This window comes from Mycetocola zhujimingii (assembly GCF_003065425.1).
Classification (GTDB): domain Bacteria; phylum Actinomycetota; class Actinomycetes; order Actinomycetales; family Microbacteriaceae; genus Mycetocola_A; species Mycetocola_A zhujimingii.
In genome coordinates this window covers 929,988-942,200 of record NZ_CP026949.1, presented here as the reverse complement: position 1 = coordinate 942,200, position 12,213 = coordinate 929,988, and the positions used below count along the sequence as shown (strand labels likewise).

At 65.5% G+C, this 12,213-nt stretch carries 8 protein-coding genes; 2 read left to right on the top strand and 6 right to left on the bottom strand.

Annotated elements, in window-relative coordinates; translation table 11 throughout:
- Positions 1–16: 16 nt before the first annotated feature.
- Positions 17–487: an OsmC family protein gene (locus C3E77_RS04370; protein WP_108390509.1), complete on the bottom strand. Its 471-nt coding sequence runs from the start codon at positions 485–487 to the stop codon at positions 17–19.
- Between the two features lie 73 nt (positions 488–560).
- Here C3E77_RS04370 and C3E77_RS04365 point away from each other — a divergent pair, with 73 nt between their 5' ends.
- Together C3E77_RS04365 and ald are read left to right on the top strand one after the other, a co-directional pair.
- A complete protein-coding gene (locus C3E77_RS04365; protein WP_234031291.1) occupies positions 561–1,538 on the top strand; it encodes an asparaginase in 978 nt (325 codons plus the stop codon).
- Between the two features lie 126 nt (positions 1,539–1,664).
- On the top strand, positions 1,665–2,783 hold the full coding sequence (gene ald, locus C3E77_RS04360) for an alanine dehydrogenase (protein WP_108390507.1): 1,119 nt from the start codon (positions 1,665–1,667) through the stop codon (positions 2,781–2,783).
- A 42-nt stretch (positions 2,784–2,825) separates the two neighbouring features.
- Here the strand turns inward: ald and C3E77_RS04355 are convergent, their stop codons facing one another.
- The 5 genes from C3E77_RS04355 to C3E77_RS04335 form a co-directional block, all read right to left on the bottom strand.
- A complete protein-coding gene (locus C3E77_RS04355) occupies positions 2,826–6,077 on the bottom strand; it encodes an FtsK/SpoIIIE domain-containing protein (RefSeq protein WP_108390506.1) in 3,252 nt (1,083 codons plus the stop codon).
- Positions 6,078–6,224: 147 nt separating this feature from the next.
- Positions 6,225–7,022 (bottom strand): PP2C family protein-serine/threonine phosphatase, encoded by a 798-nt coding sequence (locus tag C3E77_RS04350; RefSeq protein WP_232528929.1) that lies wholly within the window; start codon positions 7,020–7,022, stop codon positions 6,225–6,227.
- Positions 7,023–7,108: 86 nt separating this feature from the next.
- Positions 7,109–8,308, bottom strand: coding sequence for a DUF4192 family protein (locus tag C3E77_RS04345; protein WP_162924908.1), 1,200 nt, complete (start codon positions 8,306–8,308; stop codon positions 7,109–7,111).
- Positions 8,309–8,439: 131 nt separating this feature from the next.
- Positions 8,440–10,425 (bottom strand): ABC transporter ATP-binding protein, encoded by a 1,986-nt coding sequence (locus tag C3E77_RS04340; RefSeq protein ID WP_418288065.1) that lies wholly within the window; start codon positions 10,423–10,425, stop codon positions 8,440–8,442.
- Entirely contained in the window at positions 10,422–12,155 is a 1,734-nt protein-coding gene (locus C3E77_RS04335; protein ID WP_108390504.1) for an ABC transporter ATP-binding protein, read from the bottom strand. The genes C3E77_RS04340 and C3E77_RS04335 overlap by 4 nt, the downstream gene beginning before the upstream one ends.
- Between the last annotated feature and the right edge of the window lie 58 nt (positions 12,156–12,213).

The window sequence follows — 12,213 nt, the reverse complement described above, 5'->3', positions numbered from 1 at the left end:
AGCCTCGGACCCGCACTCAGGCGACGATGATCTCCGGCTCATGCAGCACAGGGAAATTGACGCTCCTCGCGATGAAACACAGTTCGTTCGCTTTTTTGTGCGCCCGCATCGCGGCATCCGCCATCGATGCGTCAGCGACGGTGACCCTGGGCCGCAGGAGCACCTCGGTGAACGCTCCCCCGCCGGCGCCGTCTTCCGCCATGGTGCCTGTCGCTGAATCCGAATAGTCGGTGACGACGACTCCCTCCGTCACGGCGACATACAGGTAGGAGAGCAGGTGGCACTGGGCGAGAGCCGCGAGGAGCAGTTCCTCGGGGTTCCACCTCGACAGGTCACCGCGGAACGGCTTGTCCGCCGACCCTTCGATCTCGTGCTTGCCAGGGGCTGACACGACGAGGTCGCGACTGTACTCGCGGTACCCGCTTGTGCCCGAACCGAGGTTGCCCTGCCACACGACATCGATACCGTAGCTGTGTTCACGCACCATGGCCTCAGTCTGTCACCATCCCGGCTAATCTTGACCGGTGACCAGTACAGCGAACCCCGTCGAGACTTTTCCGGTGACCAGCGCAGTGGAGCTCGCCGTCGTCGAACGAAGCGGGTTCGTCGAATCACGCCACTCCGGCTCCGCCATCGTCATCGACCAGCACGCCGACGTCCTTCGATCCCTCGGCGATCCGAGCGCTCCCGTGTTCCTGCGCTCGACGATGAAACCGTTCCAGGCCATCGCCGTGATGAACGCCGGTGTCGGCCTCCGCGGTGCCGCCGCTGTGCTCGCAACGGCGAGCCACTCGGGAACCCAGCGCCACGTCTCCGTCGTTCGCAGCATCCTGGCGCAGGCCGGACTCACCGAGACCGCCCTCCAGTGCCCGGCGGACTGGCCGTCAGACAGCGCTGCCCGCGACGAGTTGCTGAAAGACAACGGCGACAAGTCACCCATCTACATGAACTGCTCGGGGAAGCATGCGGCCATGCTGCTCGCGTGCGTCACGAACAACTGGCCTATCGAGAGCTACCTCGACCCGGAACACCCGCTGCAGCACGCGATCCTCGACGTCGTCGAGCGGTTCACCGGCGAGCGCCCCGCAGCCTCCGGAATCGACGGCTGTGGCGCACCGGTGCACGCACTGTCGCTCGCCGGACTCGCGCGCGGCATCAGCCGGATCCGGACCTCGAGCCCGACCTCACCGTTCGCGATCTACCGCAACGCCGGCATCCTGTGCCAGGCGGCCCTCGAAGACGGCTGGGCCATCGACGGGCCCGGTCGCCCGAACACCGTGGTGATCGACCGGCTTGGCGTGTTCGCGAAGCTCGGCGCTGAGGGCGTCATGGTGATGGCTGCCCCAGACGGCACCACAGTCGCCCTGAAGATGCTCGACGGAAGCCTTCGTGCCGCGACGATCGTTGGTCTCGAACTGCTCGCCGACGCCGGTGCCCTCAGCCGCGACGCCATCGAGGAGATCCGGCCCGACCTCAACCTCGATGTCCTCGGGGGCACGGCTGTCGTCGGCGAAATCCGTGTGTCCGGCTCGCTCTAAACGCACCCTCTCTCGCTAGGCTGAGGCGAGGCCGGATCCGGCCCGAACCGACAGTGACGTCGGACTACAGCGCGACGTCCTGAGATGCCAGCCCCACCAGGGCCACGCAGCGAATCGAGGAGCACCATGCGAGTTGCCGTCCCCCGCGAGATCAAGAACAACGAATTCCGGGTAGCCATCACCCCGGCCGGCGTCCACGATCTCGTACTCTCCGGCCACGAGGTCTTCATCGAGACGGGAGCGGGCACCGGCTCATCCATTCCTGACGCTGCCTTTGAACGCGTCGGGGCGACGATACTTCCGGATGCCGCCTCGACCTGGGAGCGCGCGGAGCTGCTGCTCAAGGTGAAAGAGCCGATAGCGAGCGAGTACGGCTACTTTCGGCGGGATCTTGTGCTCTTCACGTATCTCCACCTCGCGGCCGAGCCGGCACTGACCGACGCCCTGATCGCGTCTGGCATGACCGCGATCGCCTACGAGACAGTGCAGCTGCCGAATCGCTCTCTCCCCCTGTTGGCGCCGATGAGCGAGGTCGCCGGGCGCCTGTCAACGATCGTCGGCGCCAACACGATGCTCAAGCCCAACGGCGGGCCAGGGCTTCTCGTTCCTGGCGTGCCCGGGACGTCGCCAGCCAGGGTCACCGTCCTCGGCGGAGGAGTGGCCGGCACGAACGCCGCAGCTGTCGCGGTAGGACTTGGCGCTGACGTCACGATTCTTGACACGAACATCGCGAAGCTCAGGGAACTCGACGCCATCTACGCCGGGCGGATCAAAACGATCATGAGCAACGCACTCGAGATCGAACACTCACTGCTCAGCGCGGACCTCGTCATCGGTTCGGTGCTGATCCCGGGCGCGCAAACCCCCAAGCTGGTGAGCAACGAACTGGTGTCCCGGATGAAGCCGGGCAGCGTCCTCGTCGATATTTCGGTTGACCAGGGCGGATGCTTCGAGGATTCGCATCCGACGACCCACGCCGATCCAACCTTCACCGTGCACGGCTCGGTGTTCTATTGCGTCGCCAACATGCCCGGTGCCGTTCCCCATACGTCCACATACGCGCTCACCAATGCGACACTGCCGTACGCCCGCACCCTGGCCGGCCATGGCTGGAGGGATGCCCTTCGCGCAGATCCTGCCCTCGCCCTTGGACTCAACGTGCACGACGGTGCTGTCTACAGTGCACCGGTCGCTACCGCCCACCGACGCGAATACCGCTCGCTCGAGGCACTCCTGGACGCGTAGTCGCGCGTTGGTCGACCATCGCGTTTGGGGACGGCGTGCCCCTCACCCGAGGCTGACCCGTCTGGTCTGGCCGCCGGGAGGGAGATGCCACGCGTGGCCGGGCCAGACCAGGAGGGGTGGCAGTTCGCGTCGCTTCGTGAGTGCCCGGTACTCGGCGACCGTACACCCGTCGAGGATGAGTTCCGCGTCCTGGCGGAGCGCCGCGAACAGTGCCCACTGGGTCTGCCAGTCGTCGCTGTCGCCAACGAGAACCAGGGTGCCGGGAGCGTCGAGTCCGAGGTCGCCTGCGGTGATGCGCGTCGCCGATCCGACCGCAACAACCCGTACCGGAGCCCGCCGGTGCGACGGATCGTTGAGTATCGATTCCACCCGCTGCTGGGGTGACCGGCAGACCAGCACCGTCAGAGCATGCTGGCCCAGGACGTACTCAGGGGCGGTACTGCTGCGCCCGTGTCTGGCTGGGTCTGCCCGGCCACGCCCGGATTCGGGCCCGGTCATTGTGTCTGCGACAGCGATCTGGACGGTAGCCCCACGCCACACAGCGTTGCCGTCCGGCCGATTGGCCAGCCAGGTCGAACTGTCACCACCCGTCATGAGGTGTTCCTGCCGATTCGCCATCCGCAGCATGAGGACAGCACCGGCGAACCCGGACACTACGCTGAGCGCTCCCGCCAGCCGCTTGAGCGTGAGCATCACCCAGACGGACCGGCGGGGTCCGTCACGGAGCAACTCCACCACGGCATCACGGAGCCTCGTGGCATAGTCGTCGTCCAGTCGCGCGAGCGTCGAGTCAAGATCATCGATGAGGAGAAGAGTCTTGTCGCCCGGCCGCTGCGCCGCTGCGCGCTGCTCTGAGCCTGCGCCGGCTGTGGCCACTGTGACCGGGGTGCGCAGGCTGGCGGCCAGCCCGACCACTGTGTCCCAGGTCTCTTCGTCGTCAGCTCCGACCCGGAAGAGCCGCCAGCCCTGGCCTCCCGGACGAGAACCTTGCCGGCTCCTGGTAGCCGTGTCGCCGGATGCCATCGCCTCAGCGGTCACCGTGTCGAGTACCGTCGTTTTTCCCGAACGCGCCGTACCGACGACGACAACGCTTCCATCGGTTTCCGGCATCCAGAGCGCTGTGTCCTGCCGCTGGAGTCCGGGAAGATCGGCGAGCCCGATACGGATCGCGTTCGGGATCGTGTCGGGTGCGGCGTTCGTATCGTTCAGCGGTTCGAGATCGCTCAGGGCGAGCCGCACGGGAAGCGGGTCGAGCCACGGCCGACGCGGCTCGATCCCGGGTTGCGTGCTCGCTGCGATGCTCTCGATCTCTGCCTGTAAAACACTCGCGACCTGCACCCGCCGCTCGCGTCCGCCGGTGGCGAGGATCAGTCGACCGGGCGTGCTGGTCGGCAGGTGAGCGGCAGAGTCGGTGCCAATGACCGCAACACTGTCGCCGCGGCTGTGCACGCGCAGTGACAGCCGAAGTCCGCAGTTGGCGAGGAGGGCGTCCCTGACCACCCCCGCCGGGCGTTGAGTGCAGAGAATGAGGTGCATGCCGAGCGAGCGCCCCCGCGCTGCGATGTCGACGAACAGAGCGTGGAGATCGGGGAATCCGTCGAGCATTGCGGCGAACTCGTCGACGACGATGACAAGGCGAGGGAATGCGCCGCGTGTCTCGGCGATGTCGCGAGATCCGAGGTCCGCGAGCATCCGTTCCCTGTACACGATCTCTGCGCTGAGGCTGGCGAGAGCCCTGGCTGCCGCGACCTCGTCGAGATCGGTGATGAGCCCAACCACGTGCGGCAGCGACCTCAATGGCGCGAACGCGCTGCCGCCCTTGAAGTCCACAAGCAGGAACGTCACGACCGCCGGTGAATGCCTCATCGCCATACTGGCCACCCACGTCGTCAGCAGTTCGCTCTTGCCGCTTCCCGTTGTGCCGCCGACGATCGCGTGCGGCCCGTCGGTCACGATGTCGACCAGGACCGCCGCGCCACCCCCGAACGCGCCGCCTTCCCCATCAGCACCTCCCGTAGACGCTCCGGCTCCGTCCCCGAGCCCGAGCACCGCCGAGAGGGATGACCCACCTTTGACATCCAACGTGCCTTCATTCCCGACCAGCCGGTGAACGGCACCGAAGTCGACGTGCGCGGGAAGGTCGGATGCCGCCGCCGCAACGCCGAGCCTTTCCGCGAGTCCCGCGAGCGCCTGCGCGAACGACTCACACTCGACCTCGGTCAGAAGCTCAAGCGTCAGGGTCGCCGTTCTGGTAACGCCAGAGGCTCTGTCCTGGTCGGAGTCGTGGAGAACCGCCGACGCCAGCCCTGTGATTTCGACAACCGCGCCGCACTCCGGCGGGATCTCCTCGACAGTGCGAGCGAGCACGATCAGTACTGTCGTGACACCGTCGCCATCGCCCACAGCGCGACCGGGCCTGGCGCTGGCGTGATTGCGATTTGCCGCCACCGATCTCCCGCCCGCCACCGGCTGGTCCGGCAGCGGACCCGCCTCAGCGGTCAGGTCCCTGATCACGACAGTCACCGGGACACCTCGTCCCGTCGACGCATGCGGCAACGCGGATGCCCATCGCCAGGCGTCGCCCTCGGTGCGTACTTCAGCGGTGTCCGGTCCCATCGCGTTGCACAGCTGAAGCAGCACTCCCCGAACGAACGCCCTGGCTGGAAGCGGGGCGCCGACGACGCCGATACCCCGAACAGCATCGATATCGACCGGAACTCCCGACACAAGCCGCGCTCGATCGCGCAGTCCACGAGCCGCCGCTGAGTCAACCGCACCATCGATTCGGAGCGTGCTCGGCAGGGTGCCGGTACCGGCCACCACACGGGTCCGCGCCGCGCCGTTGGAACGCCAGCGGCCTACTCGGACCGCGCGGGAAACATCGCTTCCTCCCCCATCCTGCGGAGGGCGAGGAGGAGCAGTCTGGCGGGGCTCGCTGGTCGTGCTGCGTGCGAGTGCCCGCGCTCCCGGCGCGTTCCGTCTCCTCGCCCGGCGCTCCTCGTCGAGCCTCGTGTCGATGAGCTGTGAAATGCTGGCGAGCTCGGCTGCATACGCGGCGCTGTCCTTCTTCAGCCGCCTGCCGGACGACCACCGCGAGTCAATCACGCTCGCAATCGCGATCACCGGGCCAAGCGCGGCGAACATCAGGGCGAATATCGATCCGGTGACGAGCCAGATCAGAACTGACACGACAACCGGCGCCAGTGCAGCGAGGACGGGAAAGGGCGACGGGGGCGAGCGCACCGGTTGCTGCGGGAGGGTAATGGGCTCGGTGTTCGGCGCGCTGACGCTCATGGGTCCACACCATCACGAGAGAACGTGACGGTGGACATCGGGGCAAGCTCGGTGGATGCCGCCTCGCGGCAATGTCCGTGTGGAGGGCTCCGTCCGTGTGGAGAGCAGCACCCGGAACCGGCCGGGCACCGTCAGAGAACCGACGGGTCAGGAACCGGAGACGAGCAATTCGTCCAAAACTATGGCACTGACGTTGTCGCGGCCACCGTTCTCGAGGGCAGCGTCCACGAGAGCACGGACAGCCTGCTCCGGAGTCGGAGACTGCAGAAGGAAGTGCCTGAGACCGAAGTCAGTCAGCTCCTTGGTGAGCCCGTCGGAACACACAAGCCAGCGCGCCTTGTCCTGGATCGGAACCTCGGTGTAGTCGGGAAGCGGTTCGTCCGAGAAGCCGACCGCGCGGGTAATGACGTTTCCGTGCGGGTGGGATTCCGCCTCGGCGGGAGTAATCGCACCGATGGAAATAAGCTCCTGCACGACAGAGTGATCGAGCGTCACCTGCACGAGTTCATCACCGAGAAGCCGATATACCCGCGAATCGCCGATGTTGAATACGGTCCAGGACGGGACCGAGTTCTCTGGGCCGGAAAACCCGAGCACGATCCCCGTGACCGTCGTCCCTGTGCCGAGGTCGGACTCACCGACCTGTTCGAGCATGTCGGCGACGGCGTCACGGAGGGCGTTCTCGACCGCCATGCGGTCAACGGTCTCGCCGGACTCCACTCGCTCAGCGAGCCGTGCAATGACGGCGGCGCTTGCGACCTCGCCGGCTTCGTGACCGCCCATGCCGTCTGCAACGGCGAAAACCGGATACTCGACGATGATGGCATCCTGATTCACCTGGCGCTTGCGGCCAGTGTCGGTGACACTTGCCCACGACAGCGCGAGCGGCTGTCCGTTGGGCACGTTGACCACGTACGAATCGGTGCGCACGTCAATCTCAGTCACGCGGTCGTCCTCTCGGTGCCAGAGCGAGTCGCCCCTTCCGTCGATAATACCGGCGGAATGTACCGTGTGGTTCCCCCTGGTCGCCTTCAGGGCTCAATTGCTTCGCCCAGGGTGGCCTCCGGGGGTACGTCGAAGGCCCACTCCGGCAGATGCCCGGAACCGATCATGGTGCCGAGCAGCTCTGCGAGGCCGTATCCAGGGTCTATGGTCACAGCCTGAGCAACCCACCTGGCCGCAATCGAACCGGCACCAAGCGCCCAGTACAACCACCCGATCATCGTCAGGAGCGCTGGGGCCGCCTCGGGCGGAATCCGCGCAGCGGCGAACCTCAGCACCGCGATCGCCGAGCGAATCCGGTCGGGATCCGGCCTCGGCATGTCCCACCCGCCGAGTGCACCCGCGCCCGGAATCCCGCTGATATCTTGACCCGAGGCGAACATCCTTTGCGTCAGGATGCTGTCATCGCCCGCGGTCGTTCCCCATCCCCACGTCATCAGTACGGTGTCCCTGACCGCCGGACTCTGCACGAGAAAAGCAAGCAGCGCCGCGTTCTTCCCGAGAGTGCCATCAGCATCAGCATCAGCATCAGCATCAGCATCAGCATGAGGGCGAGCGGTGACGAGATGATCGGCGAACGCGACGGTATCGCCGGCGAAGTTGTACTCCCAGTAGAGAACCGGCAGGAGCTCGGCACTCTCCCTGAGTGCGCTGAGCACGCTGTACAGAGACGACACACGTTCACGCTCGGCTGCGTCGGCAGCCTCGAGCGTCGCGGCAGCCACGACATCGGCGAGCGCGGGGACGTCGGCGAGCGCCGGTGCGTCGCGCGGCAGCCGCTCTTCCTGCTGCGCCACAGACTGGGCGATGAGCGCGAGCGACCTGCCTCGCCGCGGTCCGTCGTCGAGGTAACTCCCCCACGCATCGGACGCGACGCACAGCGCGTCCCGCACGAGGAAGCCCCCGTGTCTGGCCCGCGTCGTCAGGTTGGCGATGAGCGCGCGACGTGGTGGTCCGGCGTAACGCTCGAAGGTGTCATCCGTATACACGACCGGCACTATGGCGTCGACGTCGGGGATCTTGCAGACCATACCGAGCGTTGTCGTGGCAAACGCCTTGCGGACGGGAGCCGGTGCGTCCTCACCGGGCAGATCGATGCGCAACGCGCCGCAGGTGCGGTTGCCGCGAAAGGCAACGAGAACGAGGCTGTCGCGCGGGACGAAGCCAGCGAGGCTGGGGACGAGGGCAAGGAAATCGTGGGCGCCGTGTGCAGTGATGATCGTCGTCATGACGGCAGTTTTCACCCAGGGACGTCCCGGCGTACGTCAGCCTTCCTCGGTGGTGAATGAGCGAGCGTTCCACAGCAACTGTGAGGGGAACGACCCGCATTCGTCGGGTGATCAGGCGCTGGCGACCGTGATCAGGCGTCGTCCGTGGTCGTCGCCTGGGCAAATTGCGAGTTGTAGAGCGCATAGTACGCACCACCGGCCGCGAGCAGTTCGGCGTGCGTTCCCTGCTCGACGATCGCCCCGGATTCCATCACGAGAATGAGGTCGGCGTCGCGGATCGTCGACAGACGGTGCGCGATCACAAAGCTCGTCCTGTCCTGCCTGAGCGCCGACATCGCCTTCTGCAGGAGCAGTTCGGTCCTGGTGTCCACAGAGCTCGTCGCCTCGTCGAGGATGAGAACGCTCGGCTTGACCAGGAAGGCCCGCGCGATGGTGAGCAACTGCTTCTCTCCCGCTGAGACATTCGATGCCTCGTCGTCGAGAACTGTGTCGTAGCCATCGGGCAACGAGTGCACGAAGCGGTCGACGTAGGTAGCCCTCGCGGCCGCGAGGATTTCCTCCTCTGTGGCATCCGGTCGACCGTAGGAAATGTTCTCGCGGATCGTCCCGCCGAAGAGCCAGGTGTCCTGCAGCACCATGCCGGTGCGGGAGCGCAGGTCGTCGCGCGTCATGTCCGCGATGTTGACGCCGTCGAGGGTGATCCGTCCCGAGTCCAGCTCGTAGAACCGCATGATGAGGTTCACCAGCGTTGTCTTGCCCGCTCCGGTCGGACCGACGATCGCCACCGTGTGCCCGGGTTCCGCGACGAGGTTGAGGTGCGAGATCAGCGGCTTGTCCGGCGAGTAGCTGAACGAGACGTCGTCAAAGACCAGGCACCCCCTGCCGTCTCGCGGCGGGGTTACCGGGTCGGAGGGATCCGGCGACTGTTCGTCGGCGTCGAAGAGCTCGAAGACGCGTTCAGCGGATGCCACGCCGGACTGGAGCAGGTTGGCCATCGATCCGAGCTGGGTCAGCGGCTGGGTGAACTGCCGGGAATACTGGATGAAGGCCTGCACGCTGCCGAGGCTCAAACCTCCGGGCGCGACCTGGATTCCGCCAACGACCGCGATGGCGACGTACACGAGGTTTCCGACGAACATCATCGACGGCATGATGATGCCCGAAATGAACTGAGCACCGAAGCTGGCCTCGTAAAGCTCCTCGTTCTTCGACGAGAACCGTGACCCCACCTCGCGGGCACGACCGAAGACCTTGACGATGGCGTGGCCGGAGTACATCTCCTCGATCTGCGCGTTGAGTTCACCCGTGTGCTTCCACTGCGCGACGAACTTCTTCTGTGACCGCTTGGCGATCACGCCGGTGATGAGGATCGTCGCCGGGATCGTGACCAGGGCGATGAGTGCGAGCAGCGGTGAGATCGTGAACATCGCGATCAGCACGCCGATCACGGTGAGCAGCGACACGAGCACCTGGCTGAGCGTCTGTTGCAGGGTCTGTGCGATGTTGTCGATGTCGTTGGTGACCCGACTGAGCAGCTCGCCGCGCTGCATCCTGTCGAAGTACTTGAGGGGAAGACGGTTGATCTTCACCTCGACGTCTTCGCGAAGCCGGTACATCGTCCGCTGGACGACACCGTTGAGAACGAGAGCCTGGATCCAGCCGAAGAGGAAGGCGAAGGAGTACACAGCCAGCACGATGAGCAGCACGCGGGAAAGGGCGCCGAAATCGATGCCCTGCCCCGGTGTGAGGGTCATTCCGCTCAGCATGTCGGCCCGGTCATCGTCGCCGGTCGCCCGGAGCGAGTCGACGATCTGCTCCTTGCTGGCACCGGAGGGAAGCCCCTGGGAGATGACGCCCTCGAACAGGATGTTTGTCGCGTCGCCGAGGAGCTTCGGTCCCATCACCGACAGCGTGACACTGATCACGGCCAGGACCGTGACAAAGACGAGCTTCCACCGTTCAGGCCTCAGCCTCGCGAGCAACCGCTTCGCGCTCGGCCCGAAATTCATGCTCTTCTCGGCGGGCATCCCCGCTCCGCCGAACGGACCGCCACCGCGTGGTGGTCGTGCCGGGACCCTGACCGGTGCGTCGTCGTCGACCTCGTCGATGTCGCTCACAGTGCCTCCTCGACGGCGAGCTGCGACTCGACGATCTCCCGATAGGTCTCAGATGACTCGAGCAACTCCTCGTGGGTTCCTGTGTTCTCGACGGCGCCGTCTTCGAGGACGATGATCTGGTCAGCATCCCGGATCGTACTCACGCGTTGCGCGACGATCACCATCGTCGCGTCTCTGACATCCCTCGCGAGAGCGGCACGCAGCCGCGCATCGGTGGCGAGATCCAGCGCCGAGAACGAATCGTCGAAGACATAGACCTCCGGTCGCTTCACGAGCGCCCTGGCGATGGCGAGGCGCTGTCGCTGCCCGCCCGACACGTTGCCGCCTCCCTGCGAAATCGGCGCGTCCAGCTGATCAGGGAACGCCTCGACGAAGTCGCGCGCCTGCGCCGTCTCGAGAGCCCGCCAGAGCTCTTCGTCGGTTGCGTCCGGCTTTCCGAACCGCAGGTTGGTCGCGACGGTGCCCGAGAAGAGATACGGCCGCTGGGGCACGATACCGATCTTCGACCACAGCAGGTCCTGATCCGTTTCGTTGACCGCGACGCCATCGACGAGCACCCGCCCGCTGGTCGCGTCGAAAAGCCGGGGAAGCAAATTGATCAGTGTGGTCTTTCCCGATCCCGTCGACCCGATGATCGCGGTCGTTGTGCCCGGTTCGATGTCGAATGTGATGTCGCGCAGCACCGGCTGCTCGGCACCGGGATAGGAGAACTCGACGTGGTCGAACCGGATTCTCCCTGCGACATCCAGTGTCGAGACGGGACGGTCCGGTTGCCGCACTGTTGAGTCGGTGGTGAGCACTTCTTCGATCCGGTCGGCGCTCACCGCCGCACGTGGGATCATCACCGCCATGAATGTCGCCATCATGACCGCCATGAGGATCTGCATGAGGTACTGGAGGAACGCCATCACGGTTCCGACCTCCATGGAACCGTCAGCGATTCGGAACCCACCGAACCAGAGCACGGCGATACTCGACACGTTGAGCACGAGCATGACGATCGGGAACATCAGCGCCATCAGTCGACCGACGCGAAGGCCGACATCCGTCAGTTCATCGTTGGCCTTTTCGAAGCGAGAAGTCTCCTCGGCCTCCCGCACGAACGCACGAACAACACGGATGCCGGTGAGCTGACCCCGCAGGATTCCGTTGACCCGGTCGATCCTTCTCTGCATCGACTGGAACAACGGAATCATCCGCACGATGATGAGCCCGACGGCGATGAGAAGCACGGGGATCGACACCGCCATCAGCCAGGACAGCTCGAGGTCGAGGCTCAACGCCGCGACAACACCGCCGATGGCGAGGATCGGCGCAGACACCATCAGCGTGCACGTCATGAGGACGAGCATCTGAACCTGCTGGACGTCGTTGGTGCTCCTCGTGATCAGCGACGGAGCGCCGAACTTCGACACCTCCCGCTCGGAGAAGCGACCGACGTGGGTAAACACCGCCGCGCGCACGTCGCGACCGAGCCTCATCGCCGCCTTGGCTCCGAAGTACACGGCAGTTATGGCGCACAGCACCTGGATCAGCGTGATGCCGAGCATGAGCATCCCGACCCTCAGGATGTACGCCGTGTCTCCGGTGGCAACTCCGTTGTCGATGATGTCGGCGTTGAGGGTGGGAAGGTACAGCGACGCTATCGCCTGCGCGAACTGAAAAACGACGACGCCGACGAGAAGCGGCCAGTGGGGCTTCAGGTAACGGCCGACGAGTTTTGCGAGCATGGGAGTCCTTGTCAGGGATACCGCCGACCCATCGGCAGATCCACGCAGCGAGCCTAGC